General features: G+C 59.9%; 17 protein-coding genes and 1 pseudogene. 9 read left to right on the forward strand and 9 right to left on the reverse strand.

Annotated features, from left to right (window positions below; translation table 11 throughout):
- From VN623_RS03255 to VN623_RS03275, 5 genes and pseudogenes are all read right to left on the reverse strand, one after another.
- Positions 1 to 1,010, reverse strand: a pseudogene (locus VN623_RS03255) (hypothetical protein); the annotation flags it as partial.
- 297 nt (positions 1,011 to 1,307) lie between these two features.
- Positions 1,308 to 1,733: a YciI family protein gene (locus VN623_RS03260; RefSeq protein WP_325568079.1), complete on the reverse strand. Its 426-nt coding sequence runs from the start codon at positions 1,731 to 1,733 to the stop codon at positions 1,308 to 1,310.
- Positions 1,734 to 1,872: 139 nt separating this feature from the next.
- The gene (locus tag VN623_RS03265; RefSeq protein WP_325568081.1) at positions 1,873 to 2,313 is read right to left on the reverse strand and encodes a glyoxalase/bleomycin resistance/extradiol dioxygenase family protein; all 441 of its coding nucleotides are present in this window, start codon (positions 2,311 to 2,313) and stop codon (positions 1,873 to 1,875) included.
- A gap of 95 nt (positions 2,314 to 2,408) precedes the next feature.
- Positions 2,409 to 3,680, reverse strand: coding sequence for an RNA polymerase sigma factor (locus tag VN623_RS03270; RefSeq protein WP_325568083.1), 1,272 nt, complete (start codon positions 3,678 to 3,680; stop codon positions 2,409 to 2,411).
- Positions 3,680 to 4,051, reverse strand: a complete 372-nt coding sequence (locus VN623_RS03275) for a YciI family protein (protein WP_325568085.1) — start codon at positions 4,049 to 4,051, stop codon at positions 3,680 to 3,682. Before VN623_RS03275 ends, VN623_RS03270 begins: the two co-directional genes overlap by 1 nt.
- A gap of 241 nt (positions 4,052 to 4,292) precedes the next feature.
- Here VN623_RS03275 and VN623_RS03280 point away from each other — a divergent pair, with 241 nt between their 5' ends.
- A complete protein-coding gene (locus VN623_RS03280; RefSeq protein WP_325568088.1) occupies positions 4,293 to 5,132 on the forward strand; it encodes a hypothetical protein in 840 nt (279 codons plus the stop codon).
- Here the strand turns inward: VN623_RS03280 and VN623_RS03285 are convergent.
- From VN623_RS03285 to VN623_RS03300, 4 genes are all read right to left on the reverse strand, one after another.
- Positions 5,079 to 5,579, reverse strand: coding sequence for a hypothetical protein (locus tag VN623_RS03285; RefSeq protein WP_325568089.1), 501 nt, complete (start codon positions 5,577 to 5,579; stop codon positions 5,079 to 5,081). The genes VN623_RS03280 and VN623_RS03285 overlap by 54 nt on opposite strands.
- Complete coding sequence (locus tag VN623_RS03290) at positions 5,576 to 6,802, reverse strand: sialidase family protein (RefSeq protein WP_325568091.1); 1,227 nt, start codon at positions 6,800 to 6,802, stop codon at positions 5,576 to 5,578. The genes VN623_RS03285 and VN623_RS03290 overlap by 4 nt, the downstream gene beginning before the upstream one ends.
- A gap of 4 nt (positions 6,803 to 6,806) precedes the next feature.
- A complete protein-coding gene (locus VN623_RS03295) occupies positions 6,807 to 9,344 on the reverse strand; it encodes a TonB-dependent receptor family protein (RefSeq protein ID WP_325568093.1) in 2,538 nt (845 codons plus the stop codon).
- A gap of 97 nt (positions 9,345 to 9,441) precedes the next feature.
- Entirely contained in the window at positions 9,442 to 9,816 is a 375-nt protein-coding gene (locus tag VN623_RS03300; protein ID WP_325568095.1) for a hypothetical protein, read from the reverse strand.
- A 407-nt stretch (positions 9,817 to 10,223) separates the two neighbouring features.
- On the opposite strand from VN623_RS03300, the gene VN623_RS03305 reads away from it, so the two are divergent.
- The 8 genes from VN623_RS03305 to arsH form a co-directional block, all read left to right on the forward strand.
- Positions 10,224 to 10,742, forward strand: a complete 519-nt coding sequence (locus tag VN623_RS03305) for a hypothetical protein (protein WP_325568097.1) — start codon at positions 10,224 to 10,226, stop codon at positions 10,740 to 10,742.
- Between the two features lie 99 nt (positions 10,743 to 10,841).
- A complete protein-coding gene (gene idi, locus VN623_RS03310; protein WP_325568098.1) occupies positions 10,842 to 11,384 on the forward strand; it encodes an isopentenyl-diphosphate Delta-isomerase in 543 nt (180 codons plus the stop codon).
- A 219-nt stretch (positions 11,385 to 11,603) separates the two neighbouring features.
- Positions 11,604 to 12,068, forward strand: a complete 465-nt coding sequence (locus VN623_RS03315) for a PRC-barrel domain-containing protein (protein ID WP_325568099.1) — start codon at positions 11,604 to 11,606, stop codon at positions 12,066 to 12,068.
- A 53-nt stretch (positions 12,069 to 12,121) separates the two neighbouring features.
- Positions 12,122 to 13,369, forward strand: coding sequence for an MFS transporter (locus VN623_RS03320; protein WP_325568101.1), 1,248 nt, complete (start codon positions 12,122 to 12,124; stop codon positions 13,367 to 13,369).
- Between the two features lie 175 nt (positions 13,370 to 13,544).
- Complete coding sequence (locus VN623_RS03325; RefSeq protein WP_325568103.1) at positions 13,545 to 13,892, forward strand: metalloregulator ArsR/SmtB family transcription factor; 348 nt, start codon at positions 13,545 to 13,547, stop codon at positions 13,890 to 13,892.
- A 3-nt stretch (positions 13,893 to 13,895) separates the two neighbouring features.
- Positions 13,896 to 14,609: an MIP/aquaporin family protein gene (locus tag VN623_RS03330; protein WP_325568106.1), complete on the forward strand. Its 714-nt coding sequence runs from the start codon at positions 13,896 to 13,898 to the stop codon at positions 14,607 to 14,609.
- Between the two features lie 5 nt (positions 14,610 to 14,614).
- Positions 14,615 to 15,037: an arsenate reductase (glutaredoxin) gene (arsC, locus tag VN623_RS03335; RefSeq protein ID WP_325568108.1), complete on the forward strand. Its 423-nt coding sequence runs from the start codon at positions 14,615 to 14,617 to the stop codon at positions 15,035 to 15,037.
- The coding region (gene arsH / locus VN623_RS03340) for an arsenical resistance protein ArsH (protein WP_325568110.1) at positions 15,034 to 15,738 on the forward strand (705 nt) is incomplete at its 3' end. The genes arsC and arsH, both read left to right, overlap by 4 nt.

Below are 15,738 nucleotides of genomic sequence, written 5' to 3' on the forward strand. Positions count from 1 at the left end.
GCCGGTTGCGCCGCGCCACCGGCGCCTTGAGTGGCCGCTGGTTCTTCATCGCTTTTGCGCGCGGCGACGAGTTGATCACGTAAAGCATTCAAAGCCGCTTCAGCTTCCGGCTTCGAATTTGAATCATAAATTTCCGTCTTCAGCCATTCTGCCAGGCTGACCATCGTTGGAGGTGACAACAGAACGAAAAAGTACAGCAGCGGCACCGTGATGACGGAAATCAGCGTGATGGCCGAAACCGCAAAAGATTTGTCGAAGAAGGCAAGCTTGGCTTCCGGCAGGTATCCTAAGCCCTGGATCGCCTCGTCGTCGGGATGGGCGAGGGAAAGCCAACGCGCGCCGAACTTCTCGCGAGCGCGGCGCGTGATCCTGCGGTGATAGAGAAGCAGGCTTCGGTTATCGAGATAGTGGAGAACGAGATAAAAAAAGATGGCGGGAAGACTCGTCATGACGGCGGTCACGACGAGAATGCGCGGGAAGGTTCCTCCAAACAGCATTCGCTCGCCGCTGAGACTCGTCGAAAAAAGATAGACCAGGAACATCAGCAGCAGCATCATCGATGCAACGAAGATCACCTTGCGTATGAGGCTGAGCCGCGTGAGCAGCCAAAGCTCTTTCCTGAAATTGACGAACGGCGTGCCGACGGTGATCCACCGCTTGAGGTTTTGCAGCGGCTGCTTGCGCGCGGCGCTCGACAGCAACGCCGTCGAAACGACAGAGCCGCCGTGACTGTGACCGATGACGCAATAGGGCTCGTTCCTCGCTTCCAGCTCTCGCAATTCCTTGCTGAGCCGCAAGCCGGCCAGACGTCGTTCGACCTCGCTGTTGTCGCCGCCCCACATGAATGGCTTGACCTCGAGCTGGCCTTCCCGCGCATCGACGAGTTCGCGCAGGTCATGCTCGAAGGTGCTCGGTATTTCCCACCATTGCGGATCGGCTGCTGATCCTGCAGGCGCATCGGGCGCGTTCGAGTGTGCGAACGTGCCGTGGACGGTGATAATGGTAGCCATATTCCCCCTCCCCCGGCCCGCGAACGGCGCTGAACAATGCGCCGTCCCGTAAACGCGATGCCGAAACTACAAAATCCCTGCTCCCAATGCACAGGGATGGTCGCTTGGCGCGTGTACGCAATATTACGCCGAAACGGGCGCGGATGCGACGGCCCAAAGAATGGCCATTGGGCCGCGCGAAGTATAGGGGAGCCGGCGCTGGAAGGGCTTGCTGTGCGCCGGGTGTTGCCGCAAAGCCGATACACCGGAGGGAATTCGGGCTCGCGGCGTTGCGCCAAAAATGTGTCTGCCAGGCTATTAATGTCTGCTGGCGACGGTCGCGCGTAATTTATCTTCCTGCTCGCGCAATTCCGGCGTCAGCGCTTCGCCAAAGTCTTCGGCCTCGAAAACCGGACGGATCTCAACTTCCGTTTCCTCATCGTGAGGGTTGGGGCAACGCTTCACCCAGTCGATCGCTTCCTGCAGCGAATTGACTTTCCAAAGCCAGAAACCCGCAATCAACTCTTTCGTCTCCGTGAAAGGTCCGTCTATCACGTCGCGCTTCTTTCCCGAGAACCTTACGCGCGCCGCCTTCGAAGTCGGCTGCAGCCCCTCGCCCGCCAACATGATGCCGGCCTTTACAAGCTCTTCATTGAATTTTCCCATTGCGGTCAGCAGCTCCGTGCTCGGCATGACTCCGGCTTCGGAAGCCTTGGATGCTTTAACAAAAACCATGACTTTCATTTGTATCTCCTGACAATGTGCGCGGGCGCGATTTTGCCCGGCTCTGCTCTAATGACGATTAAGAAGCGGGAAGGCCGACATCGCGGCGCGACTGAACGGAATGGCGAAGCCGCGCCCGCCGCGCAAACTTCGCTTCACGTCAGGCTGTCTCGTCGGGGGTGCTCATCGCCCAGATGACGCCAAACGGATCGCGGAGCTGTCCGTAGCGATCACCCCAGAACATTTTCTGCACCGGCATCATCACGGTCGCGCCCGCATCGACCGCACGCTCGAATGCTGCGTCGACATCATCGACCCGCATGATAAGGCTATAGCCTTGCGGCTCTTTGAGCCCGCAACCGTGCTCTGGGAACGGATCGCTCAGCATCAGCGAGCCGCCGTTCACATACAAATGGATGTGCATCGTTCGGCCTTGCTCGTCCGGCGGATAGCGAAAAACTTCCCGCGCCCCGAACGCCCGCACGTAGAAATCGGCGGCGGCGCTGGCATCGCTGACGCTAAGATAAGGAACGACGCCACCGAGAACGGCGGGCTTCTCTTCTGCGGCGGGTGCGGACGCATGCTTCTGCGCTGTAGCCATGAGACGTCTCCTTGCTTGTCAGTTGCCTTTTATTCGCGTCGATGACCCAAGGACGTAGGCAGCGACGGTAATCCGACAGCGGCGCAAAGATTTTTTTAAGACCGTGCCGTGGCGATACCGCCACGTTCGCTATCTTTGATCAAACGATCAATCTGGGCGCGAATATGAGACGCTTCCGCGGCCGTATTGGCTCGCGTAATGGCCTGGTCGAAGGCGACGCGCGCCTCCGCATCACGGCCGAGCTGCATCAGGAAAGCGCCTTTAACTCCATGGAAGTAGAAGTAGCCCGACAGTTGCGCGGCGAGCGGCTCGATCATCGCGAGCGCCGCGGCCGGCCCTTGGGTCTTGCCGACCGCGACAGCCCTATTGAGCGTCACAACTGGTGACGGCTGCAGCCGCTCGAGCGCTTCATAGAGGCGGTCGATTTGCGCCCAGTCCGTATCTTCAGGGCGCTTTGCCTGAGCGTGCAGCGCCGCAATCGCTGCCTGCACCTGGTAGACACCAGGCCGCCGATGCCGCATCGCCTTATCGATGAGCGTCAGGCCCTCGGCGATCATCGCCGCATTCCATAGACTTCGGTCCTGATCCTCGAGCACGACGATGGCGCCGCTGGCATCGAGCCGCGCCGCCTGGCGGGCGTGCTGCAGCAGAAGCAGTGCCGTCAGCCCCATGATCTCAGGTTCGCTTGGAAAGAGCCGCAGCAGAAGCCGCGCCAGCCGTATGGCTTCCTCGCACAGGGAAGCTCGGACGTGAGCCGTACCGCCGCTCGCCGAATAGCCCTCGTTGAAAATGAGGTAGATCACCGTCGCGACGGCCGCCAAGCGTTCGGCGCGCTCGACGGCGCCGGGAGCCTCGAAGGGAACTTGCGACTCGGCGATCTTGCGTTTGGCGCGCGTAATGCGCTGCTCCATCGCCGCTTCGCCAACGAGAAAGGCGCGTGCGATTTCTTTCACGCTCAGTCCGGAGACGATACGAAGCGCCAGCGCGATCTGCTGGTTTGATGGCAGCACCGGATCGCAGCAAACGAACAGCAAGCGCAAAATATCATCCCGGTAATGCGCCGCATCGAGGTGCTGAACTATTTCGCCTTCGGCATCGTCGAGGTTCGACAAGAGATCTTCGGACGGAAGAACATCTTCCCGGCGCTTCCGGCGCAACGCGTCGAGCGCGACGTTGCGGCCGACGAAAATAAGCCATGCTGCCGGATCTCGCGGGGGCCCATTGCCGGGCCATGTCTTCAACGCCCTGAGGCACGCTTCTTGAAACGCCTCCTCGGCCGTGTCGAGATCACGAAAGTTCCGTAACAGCGCCGCCACCGCCTGCGGCCGCGCTGCCATCAGCAGTCTTTCGATATCGCCGACGTCCATCACCCACCGCCCGACTTGGACTGGAAATAGGCGATCGGCCGTATCTCGTAGCTTCCTCCCGGATTGGCCCGGCCGAGATCCCGCGCAATCTGCAGAACTTCGTCGAGCGATTGTGCTTCGGCAATATAGAAGCCGAGCAGCTGTTCCTTGGTTTCGGCAAACGGCCCGTCGATGACGAGCGGTGGATCAGTAGCTTTTCTGAGCGTCGTCGCAGCCGTCGTCGGCATCAGGCGGGCGATTGGCCCGAGTTTTCCGGCTTTGACGAGAGGCTCCTGCACGACCTGCAGCTTGGCCATGACGGCGTCGTCCTCCTCCTTAGACCAGGAGCAGACGACGTCCTCAGAATGGTAACAAAGTATCGCGTACTGCATGCCCGTCCCCTCGCGCATCATTCTTAAGGACGTATGAGTAAGTGCTAGACCGACAACGGTCTTTAAAAAAAATGCAGCCGGAAGTGTCGTCTCGAACCGGAGCCATAGCGGGATAAGTTCCCGATGCGCCGATAAAAGGCTTCAGGAACTTTAAAATGCCGGTTTTTGTTTATGAATAGGGCTGACTTCGGCCTCGCTACCACCTCGGGCCATTCTGACCATTGCGAGCGAGTAACGCGGTATGCCGGACAAAATTCCGTTCGACTACAGCCTTAAGCATCTTCTTATAGTCGCGGGCGTTTCCGGCTGCGGCAAGTCCACCCTCATCAATGAGCTTTCCCGCGGTAGTGCAGCACCTGAAATCCTTTCAGCGCTGCCTGAAGATATCGCAACTTGGTGCCGAGCATCGAGCCCAAAGAGCCGCCGGCTCCGTAACGTATCAGCCGATCCTGCGCGAAAGGCTCGCGGCCAGATTTTGCATTATGAAATCACTGAAACATTCTGGGAAAACCGGGCGAGTGCCGTGCCCCCGCTTTATTCGGTCGAGGACGACGCGGCACTTCAGAACATGCTGGCGGCAGCCGAAAAGATCTACGTCGTCATCGTCCGCACGCCCAGAAAGCAGCTTATCCGCCAGTTGTCGGACCGGTCGGCGCTCATTCACCTTCCTGTTCGCGTGCGCGACAAAGCAACCCGATTTGCCCCGATGATAGAGCGCCTGGAAAAGGCGCTGCCTAACTGGATGAGCGCCAACGCCTGTCGGATAATGGGTCGTCGCTGGGCGCACAGATCGCGTATTCGCGAGCGTAATGAACGCCTTTGCAAATTATATTCTCCGGACGGCGCACTGGATGCGATCCATGAACACTGGGAGACGTCGCTAAAAAAGGCGTGCGGAGATCGGCTTCAGCAGCCTTTTCTTTACGTCGAACCGGGACCGCGTGCGACCAGCCGCAAGACGTTCCGCCTTGCCGCTGGAACGCGTTCGGCGACGATCGCGGCCAGCCCCATCAACTGGGCGCTGATCTTATTGCCGCTTGTTCTTAGCCAGCCAATCCTTGAGTTTCTCGAAATCTGCTGAACCCGAGAACGCCGTCGCCGAGCCATCGTTGGCAATGAGTCGCGTATAGGGCAACTCACCCATCCACTTGGGATCGACGGCAAAACGCAATTTCTCTTCAAAGCCGTTGGACAACGCCAAGCTTTGAACCCCGCCAAGTCCGGCCTTCGCGAGCGAAGCGGCAATGCGATCGGGTTCGGCTGCATGGTGATCCCAGTTGACGAGCACGATAGTGGTGCCGGGATGCTCGCTTGCGAACTGTCCCCAGTCCTTCAACTCGACCATGCAGTTGCCGCAGCTGAACGCCCAGAAGTGCACGATGACGGGCTGCCCCTTGTGCGCGCCGGTTACCTCTTGCCAGCTCCCGCTGTCGAACGGACGCACCGCGTCTTTGGCGATGGATGCACCCGGCGTTAGCGCCAACAGCACCGCGCCAATCGCGGCGGTGGCGAATGTCGAAAATCTCATGACTGCGGCTCCAACGCGATGAGCCGGAAGCCTTCCTTCAATGTCAGCCAAGACAAATAGGCCGTCGTTTGATTGGCGATCAGCAGTGGATGATCGGATGCGTCTTGCGTCGTAGCAATGGCGCTCGGCTTGCTCCAGGTCTTGCCGGAATCTCGTGACGTCATCAGCTCTATGCTCGTCTTGACGCCGTCGAACGACTTGTAGGCGAGATAGACCGTGTCACCTTCGGCTAGAACGTAGGGTCGCGATGTTTGCGAATTCGCATCGCCAAGCTTCATCGGCACCGAGAACGTCTTACCGCCATCCTCGGAGTGCGCATAGTAGAGACCTTTGAGCTTCCGGCCCAGCGCGAACCACGTCGCGTGATAGGTGCCATCCTTGCCGATGGCGAGGCTCGGACCCTGATGCGGACAGACGTCGATTTTGGCGTCGTCGTCACTGACGCGATAGAGCGGTCCAGGCGTCGCCCCGGAAAAAGTTATGACAGCGTGATCGCGGATGCCACCGTCGAAGATATTGCGGAAAAGGACGACCGGTTTGCCGGGACCGGCAAAGGCGACGGCAATGCGGCAGCATTCGCACGTGTTGTCGCGCGCGATCGTCGCTGCTTCGAGCGTACCGCCGGGCCGATCGTCCCAGGCGAACGCCAGCGCCGCGCCAGCATAGGGTTTGTGCTCGGCCTTCGCGGCCGCCACGTTACGTTTATCAATCCAGGCGGCGAAGACGCGGCCGTCGGGATCGAGCGCCACAGCTTCAAAGCGCTGGCTCGGCGAACCGTTCGTCATCGCCTGCGGAGCGGAGAAGGTTTTGCCATCGTCCGTCGACCGGACGATGAAAGCGTGCCCGTTATATTTTTGATCACGCGTCGCATACGTGAGGACCAGACGCCCGCCGGAACCAGCGACGATCTTCGGGCGAGCGTCCGGACCATCGTCGAGAGACAATGCCGTCGCCGCCAGTGTCGTCGGTTGGGAAAACGTTTTGCCGTGATCAGTTGAACTCGCGACCGAGACGCGGCCGCCCGCAACCCACGTCAGCCAAAGCTTGCCGTCAGGTGCAAAGGCAGGCGTTGCGACGCTGGCGCAGGCCAGCGCCGTCGTCTGACACGCTGCGGGCGGCGGCGCATGATGATGCATGTGCTGTGCGTCGTGGGACAGCGCTGCACGGGTTCCGCAGGTTAGCGCCGGTATCGCCAGCAGCGCGCCCATGAGTTGTGTACGCATGATATCAAAATCTCACTTTCATGCCGGCATAGTAAGTTCGGGGAGCGCCGGAATAGATCGAGCCGGAGGCATTCGCGAGTGTTGCCGGCGTCGCGCCGACCGTGTTCGTGATGTTGTTTGCCGAGGCTATGTAAGTCTCGTCGAGGAGATTCCGTATTTCGAAATAGACCATCAACGATCGCACCGGCCCGCCGCTGAACTCGGTAGCGTAGTGCACGTTGAGATCGACGGTGTCGTAGCCCGGCGCTTCGAGCAGATTGGCGTTTTCCATGTAAAAGCCGTCGTGCCACTGATATTCAGCATAAGCTCCCCAGCCTTTGTAAGTTCCATCCTGCGCGTCGTAGCTGAGGCGCGCCGTCAGCTCATTCGGTGAAACACCGGGAATCTTATTTCCGGCGCGGTCGAAAGAGAGAAACTGCGGAACTGGCGGGACCGCATTGTTGGGCAGCTGCTCGGTGTAGTCCGTGTAGATTTGGTTGTTATAGATATACGCCCCCGTCAGCCGAAATCCCGCACCCAGCGCGATGTCAATCGCTGCTTCGATGCCGCGATGCTCCGAGGCCGGCGCGTTGAACGTGAAGTTCGGCAAACCGACGCCCGGCGACTGCGAGACGAGTTCGTTCTCGAAGAACTCGTAGAACCCGGTGAGGCTGAGCATGACGCCGCGAACCGGCGTCCAATCGACCCCGACATCATAGCCGACGTTGGTCTGCGCCTTGAGGTCGGTATTGTTTCCCGGCTGCCCCTCTGGCGTCACGAACAGGTTCGTGAATTGCGGCGTGCCGTAGCCTGTTCCGACGCGGGCATGAAACTGCCAATCGCGACTTGGCGTGTAGACCACACCCAGCTCCGGCGCGACATTCGTGATATCGCGGTCGGCCGACACCGTCACGTCGCTCGATGTCGTCCCGTCCGTTGTATACTTGAAGCTGCGCTGCGAACCATCGAGCGACGTTCGCTCGACCGTCGCACCGCCCACGACGGCAACCGTATTGGTGAGCTGAACTTCCTGGCGCGCGCGGGCACCGAAGTTCATCGTCGAGCCGATCGTTTCAGACTGCAGCAATCCGAGCTTGGCATTCCCGCCAGGAGCGACGTTGTAGGTTAGCCCATCGACAGGAAGATAATTCCAGAAAGCTCCGAGATAGGCGAGCGTCGGAAGTCCGGCGAACGCCGAACGATGACTGATGCCGGTGCTGATATTGTAGGAGAGGTAATCGCCGATGGCGCTCGTAGTACCCGTCGGCTGATTGATGTTGCGGTCATCGACGACGATCTGCACTTGCCCGGTTGTCGCCGCATCGAAGGAGTGCTCCCAGCGAATGCCGCCAATCGTTCGACGATCATCGCGATTGGCGCCGGCTTGCTCGGCGGTCTGCGCGACCGCATCGGTGCTGGTTGCGCTGGTATTGCCGGTTGCCGAAAATCTGCTCGTTACGCAGCCGGGCGCCGAGCCGGCCGCGGTCTTGCAACCCTTCTGAAACGGATTCTGCTTGAACTGATTGAGCGACATGCGAAACGGCAGCTCCGTATCGAGTTCGTTATCGATCGCCTTGACCGTGATCGTATCGGACGTGGTCGGCCGATAGGTGAGCAGCATGTTGATCGTCTGCGTGTCGAAGGAACTGTAGCCGTAGTAGCCATCGCCGCGCACATCACTGATGAAGACCGACCCTTCGAAGTTCCCGGTTTTCGTGCCGGCGCTCACGTAATTGTTCAAATAGTTGAAGCTGCCGACGTCGACGCCATATTCGACGCCGTTGATTTCGCCACCTGGCCGCGTGCGGAAGTTGAGGGCGCCTCCGGTCGCATAGTTCCCGAACAGCGCCGACGACGGACCTCGCCACACATCGATGCTAGAATAAGCGTGCGGGTCGATCAGGTCGCTGCGCGATAACCCGTCGGGCTGCGTGACCGGAAAACCATCTTCCAGAATAACGATATTGCGTATGCCGAAGCCATTGCGGGCATTCGAGCCACGAATGGAAATGCCGAGGTCGCGCGGACCGTTGCCTTGCTTGATCGAAACACCGGGACTCTCGCGAAGAATATCCGCGACGGAGAACACGGGCGTCTCGGCAAATCGCTTCATGTCGATCGCGGTCGCCGTTTGCGCACCGGCATTCGACGCACCGGGTACCGCAGCGACCGCCGACGACGGCGCACCCGGATTCCCGGCCGCCGGCGGAGCATCTCCGCCGGCCACCAACCCCGTCGATGTGCTGGCGTTCGCGGACGCTGGGACGGCCGGCACTGCCGCCGGTGGTTTCGACGGCATATTGGCTACGGTCTTTGATTTCGCCTTGGCTTTCTCGTTCGGCTTCTCCGCCGGTTTGGACTGTGCATTCTGGATAGGCGCTTGCTGAACGGTGACATCGGGCAGCGTTATGGCATTCTCCGTGGCTGCATCCTGGGCGCGGGCGCTCTCCAGAGCAGCAAGCGACAAGGCGGCGATGAAAGATGCGGAGGCGGCGCGGCGGCCGCAGGAGTACGCGCGCCTAAGGCGAAACACCGTCGCATGACGACTCGAATGCAAACGCATTTCGGAATATCCCAACAGATCTGATGATGTGTGACGATCACCGAGCGGACGCATAATGTCCGAGTCGGTAATGCTCGCGCCGAAGCGCAAAGGCTTTTCAGATCAGGGTTGTCGGGGGACCGCGTGCCGATTGGGCGCCAGGCTTCGGCGTCGCGCGGAAAATTTCGGCCGTGATTCTGTATGAAACGGCCGCGTAGCGAACGGTATGGGCGAGCAGATGCGACGCGTCATGATCGACGGTAACGGCACCGGCGGTTGCGTAGGGGCAGATATTTTTCCCGTCCATCGGCGCTTTTGGTTGCACCGGAACGCCCGCATCATCAAAGGTCAGACTCTGTGGCCCGTGACCCGTGCAAATGACGATCTCGACAGCGGCTGCGGGATCGGGCGGCACAGCAAGCATGAAGCCGACAGGCAGCAGACTGCGCACCAAGAACGCAATTCCTACCAGCAGATTTAACAAGCCACGCATTGAAGCTTCTTGCTAGCCGATGATGAGCAGTTGGCGTTTGAGCGCCGGTTCCGTGCTGTCGTCTATAATAACCGTCTAGGATGCATGTTTAGCGCGAATCGTAGCGGCGGCAGGTAGCACAAGTGTCACGGGGGTTGCGCAAATCGCGTCACGATAGGCACGAGGCGACAAAGAGCCGTCTAACCGCGAAAGCGCCGCTACCGGCAGCCGCATTTCACTGCCTCTTATATTGGCAACCGGCGCGGCGGCGGTCTATGTCTTGAGCAATCCCGGCGGTTTCTACTCCTTGTATGTTTCCGTCCTGTCGAATTGCGTAAAGCTCGTCAGGCCCTTACCGATGATCTTCCGGGTGGCACAGAACTTGATCTAAGCGCTGATCAGCCTCGAACACGCAGAGCACGTCGCCAGTGAGCCAAAACCATTTCAATGGCTATACGCTGGCCTATGAGCGTGACGAGATACAGTTCCCGGTCTATGTCGTGGCATTGATCGGTGCCGGATTTACCGCCGCCGCCATCGCCTTCGACAATGTGTTCTTGTTTGGCTTGGCGCTCTGCGCCTTAGGCTTTGCTTATTACAACTATCCGCTACTCGAAACGGGTCGGCCGCGGCTTGGGGCTGGCCAGTACGGAATTTTTGTTGAGGGTCTCGGCATCATCTCGTGGCGAGCGATTAAGCAGATCGACTTGGTCGCGATCAATTTGCGCGGCGCGGCAAACAACGAGCTTCGCATCACGCTCCAGGAGCCACTCGAGCGGGCGCTGCTGGCTAACTGGCGGAAGCGGCCGATCTACCGGTTCCTGATGCGGCTGCCGTGGTCGATGGCCGCCAAAAACGTCATACGCATACCGCTCGATGTTTTTGACCGTCCCGCCGACGAAATTCACGCCAATTTCATGCGGATAATGAGTTTTTACCGCCGCTGACGCAAAGGACGGAACGGCGGAAATTCCGGGGCGAGACTCGTAAAAACCCTATGCTATGCTGATGACACCTGGGGACCTGTGGAGGGAACTAATTACTTGATGACCCACGAAGACGTCATCCTCGTCGATGCCGACGATCACGAAATCGGCACGGAGGAGAAGCTCAAGGCGCACCAGCGCGGTCACTTGCACCGCGCATTCTCGGTCATGATCTGGGACGGCCGAGGCCGCCTGCTGCTGCAACGGCGGCAGATCAACAAGTATCATTCGGGAGGTCTGTGGACCAACTCGTGCTGCGGCCATCCCCGGCCCGGCGAACAATCGCGCGAGGCAGCAATGCGCCGGCTCGGAGAAGAGATGGGCATATCATGCCCGCTTGAGCCGATCGGCACGTTTACCTATCGCGCCGAACTCGGCGACGGATTGGTGGAGCATGAACTCGTGCATCTTTTCCGAGGCGTCTACGATGGCGCTGTAGCTCCCGATCCCAGCGAATGCGACGGGTTCAGCTGGTCGGCGCCCGAGGCGATCCAGAGCCAGATCAGAGCCGTGCCCCACTGCTTCAGCGCTTGGTTCGTTAAGTACGCCGACGCCGGTTGGCCCGTGGCTCCGCCCGTTGACCTGGTCCTCCCCGAACTATGACAGGCCGGCAGCGATTTTAGACCCTGCAAATTTACACGGAACCCAACGCTTCGGATTTGGTTGGTAGTTTGTCGGGGTGTGTCTTGAGCTAGTCCGCGAAAACTTTCGTCGCGAAGCTGGCGTTCGATCACGCATCATCGGGCCGATCTTTCGCAAAGTGCAACGGGATCAACCATGCGAACAATGCGCGTAGTTTATTTTAGTCTATTGATTATCGGAATGACGAGCCCGTGCATCGCTCAAGCCGAGCATACTCACGACGTGTCGCCCCCGGATCGGGCTGCCACTGCTACGAAAAAGACAGGAGATGGAGAACCCTCGTCGGAAGGAACGCCCGCAGTCGTCGTCGACGACAACAAGGTGGAAAGTTTGCTGGGTAAGGTTGTGACCAGCGCCTCGGGAGAAAAACTCGGACCGGTAACCGATATCCTGGTCGGACATTCCGGCGATGTCCGGGCTGCCGTAATCGACTTCGGCGGATTTTTGGGAGTAGGCACGCGCAAAGTTGCCGTGGCATGGTCGGCCTTGCGCTTTTCGTCTGGTGCAATCGCTCTCAACATGACGCGAGATGAATTGCGCGTGACGCCCGAATATCGCGGAGGCGAGCCGATCGTAATCGTCGGTCCGACGCCGGCTCAACCGTCGCCGCCCGCAGCCGCTGCGCATCCACCGGCCGGCAAATGAAGATCGTGATGCGCCGCCTTTCTTCAATGACATAAATTTTGGCGGGCTTGAAAGTGCCATCAGAGCCTGCCGTACCGGTCGCGTCGAAAAGGAGCCAAGTCGGCGTCGACTGGTTTGCGTTTTTTCTCGCAGATGTCCAGACAGGTTTCGGTCCATTCCTTGCCGTCTATCTGACAACGGAAAAGTGGAACAACGCCGATATCGGCTTTGTACTAACCGCGGGCAGCATCGTCGCGCTCCTGGGACAATTGCCGGGCGGAGCGCTGGTCGACGCGTTGAAGCGCGAGCGCCTGCTCGCCGGCCTTTCGATGTTCGCCATCGGCATGAGCGCGCTTTGGATCGCCGTGGCGCCGCAGTTTTCTGCTGTTCTCCTTTCGCAAGTACTCCATTCCGCCGGCAGCGCCATCGTCGGACCGGCGCTCGCGGCGATCAGTCTGGAACTCGTAGGTTATCGCCTCATCGGAGAAAGGCTCGGTCGCAACGCCCGCTTTTCGTCGAGCGGCAGTCTGATCGCGGCAGCCGTCATGGGCGCATTCGGCCACTATTTCTCGAGCCGCGCTGTATTCTTCGTAACGGCCGCGATGGCCATTCCGGCAATGCTGGCATTACGGCTGATTTCCGAGAAAGAGTTCCACCGCGAAGAACTTGAACCGGAGGAGCCGCGCCCCGAGTACCACTTCGCTGAAGCATTGAAGGAACTGGCGACCAACAGGACGCTGTTGATCCTGGCCGCCACCGTGTGTCTCTTTCATCTATCCAACGCTGCCATTCTGCCGCTCGTGGCGAACGTCATCACGTTGCGATCGGCCGACAACGCGACCGAACTCGTCGCACTTTTCATTATCGTCCCGCAGCTCGTGGTCGCGTTTGTTTCGCCGTGGGTTGGACGATACGCCGACCAACGTGGCCGCCGCCCTCTCCTGCTCGTTGGCTTTGGCGCACTACCGGTTCGAGCGGCGCTGCTGGCGTCAAGCTCGGACCCGACGATTTTGGTCGCGATCCAGGTGTTGGACGGCCTGTCGGCGGCCGCGCTCGGCGTTCTCGTGTCCGGTTGCGTCGCCGATATTACGCGCCACACCGGCAACTTTAACCTCGCCCTAGGCTTCGTCGGAATCGCGATGGGCATCGGCGGGACCATCAGTACGGCGGCGGCCGGCATCATCGCCGATCGCTTCGGGACGGCGACGTCCCTGCTGACGCTGGCGTGCATCGGCCTTCTCGCCTTTGTCACCTTCGCCTTCGCGATGCCCGAGACGAGGAACCCGAACGGCGCGCCGCAACTAGATCAAACGAAGCAGTAGATCGGCCATCACCGGCCTATCACGCAGGCCGCGTCGACATGCTCAAGCGGAAAACAGGTCTTTGAGCATGGCGGCACGTCCGCGAAGGTGAGTCGCCAGCCACTTCGTTTTTCGATTTTACCGTTTGTTCAAAAATACCGCTTGCATACTACAATAATTCTTGAATAGTAGTAATGTGGATGAAGCTCAGATCGTCTCCGCCCTCGCGGCCCTCGCTCACCAGCACCGGCTTCGGATTTTCCGGTTGCTCGTTCGTGCCGGTCCGTCCGGCGTTCCAGCCGGCGAGATCGCGCAGCACGTTGGCATCAGCCCGACGGGCATGTCATTTCACCTGAAGGAACTCGATCACGCGGGGCTCGTCACGTCCACGCGCGATGGCCGCTTCGTGCGCTACGCGGTGCGCGTCGAGGGCATGCGTCAACTGCTGACCTATCTCACCGAAGACTGCTGCCGGGGCAAACCCGAGCTATGCGGCACCGTCATCAAGAACGCCCGCGCCACACGAACCCGAGAGAAAGCGTAAGCGATGTGCGCATGCTTTTCGCCCGGCCAACGTGTCGGCTCCGAGTTTTTAGGGTCGGCGTTCCTGTTGGCGACCGTCATCGGTTCCGGCATCATGGGCGCAAGGCTGTCGGGCGGCAACGAGGCGCTCGCCTTGTTGGGAAACACGTTGCCGACTGGAGCCATGCTTGTCGTACTGATCACGATGTTCAGCCCAATCTCCGGTGCCCATTTCAATCCGGCGGTGACGGGCGTTTTCTGGCTTAAACACGAGATCACACCGCGACTTGCATTGGGTTACATCCTCGCGCAGCTGGCAGGCGGCATCGCGGGCGTGTTGGCCGCGCATCTGATGTTTGATCTGCCGCTGCTTCAGCTCTCGGCGAAGGTCCGCAGTGGCCCCGCGCAGTGGTTTGCCGAATACATAGCGACGTTTGGACTGGTCCTGACGATCCTCGTAACTCTCAGAGCGAAGCCCGCTGCCCTGGCCATGTCGGTCGGGCTCTACATCATCGCCGCCTATTGGTTTACAGCTTCGACGTCCTTCGCTAATCCCGCCGTCACGCTGGCAAGGGCTTTCTCCGACACGTTCGCGGGGATACGCTTTGCAGATGTTATGCCATTCGTTGTCGCGCAACTTGGCGGCGCGTTTTGCGCACTGCTATTATCGCGCTGGCTGCTATCTCATTCGGAAACCATGGACGGTTCCCTGATTTCAGTGCCGTCAACGGCGGAGTAAACGCAATGACCATCACAATCTATCACAATCCGAGCTGCGGGACGTCGCGCAACACGTTGGCGATGATCCGCGCCAGCGGCGAGGAGCCGGAGATCATCGAATACCTGGAGACGCCGCCTACCCGCGATCGCCTCTTTGAACTGCTTCACGCGATGGGTATGTCGGCGCGCGAGCTGCTGCGCAAGAATGTGCCACCGTACCACGACTTGAAGCTCGACGCGGCGACAGCGACCGAAGATCAACTCGTTGACTTGATGGCTTTACATCCGCTGCTGATCAATCGACCGATCGTCGTGACGCCATTGGGTGTGAGGTTGTGCCGGCCTTCCGAGGCGGTGCTCGACATCCTGCCGAACCCCGCTATCGGGACCTTCACCAAAGAAGACGGAGAGGTTGTCGTCGGCATCTCGAGGTCCGGCAAGGCATGAAAGATGCGCTCATCGGGCTCCCGAACGTTTTGCCGAAACACTTCAAGGCGCCCGCTGCCGAACAACTCGGAGTCGCTCAGCCCTCGACGCACAAGCCACGCATCCTCCTGCTATACGGCTCCCTGCGCGAAAGGTCCTTCAGCCGGTTCCTTGCAGAAGAAGCCGCAAGCTTGCTCGAAGCATTCGGCGCCGAAACGCGCATATTCGACCCGCGCGGCCTTCCGCTGCCCGATGGCATGCCCGTGACCGACGCAAAGGTACAAGAGCTTCGCGGCTTGGCCGCGTGGTCCGAGGGGCAGGTTTGGTCGTCACCGGAGCGTCATGGCGCAATGAGCGGCGTCCTGAAATCCCAAATCGACTGGATACCATTATCCGTTGGCGGTGTGCGTCCGACCCAAGGCAAGACTCTGGCCGTTATGCAAGTGTGCGGCGGCTCTCAGTCGTACAATGCCGTCAACCAAATGCGCATTCTCGGGCGCTGGATGAGGATGCTGACGATCCCCAATCAGTCGTCTGTCGCCAAGGCATTCCAAGAGTTCGACGCGGCGGGCCGCATGAAGCCGTCACCGTATTACGACCGCGTCGTTGATGTGATGGAAGAGTTGGTCAAGTTCACGTTGCTCACGAGAGACCGTGCCACGTATCTCGTCGACCGCTACAGCGAGCGCAAAGAGACGGCGGAAGAGCTGTCGAAGCGGGTC

It is taken from the genome of Hyphomicrobium sp. (assembly GCF_035572195.1).
GTDB lineage: Bacteria > Pseudomonadota > Alphaproteobacteria > Rhizobiales > Hyphomicrobiaceae > Hyphomicrobium_B.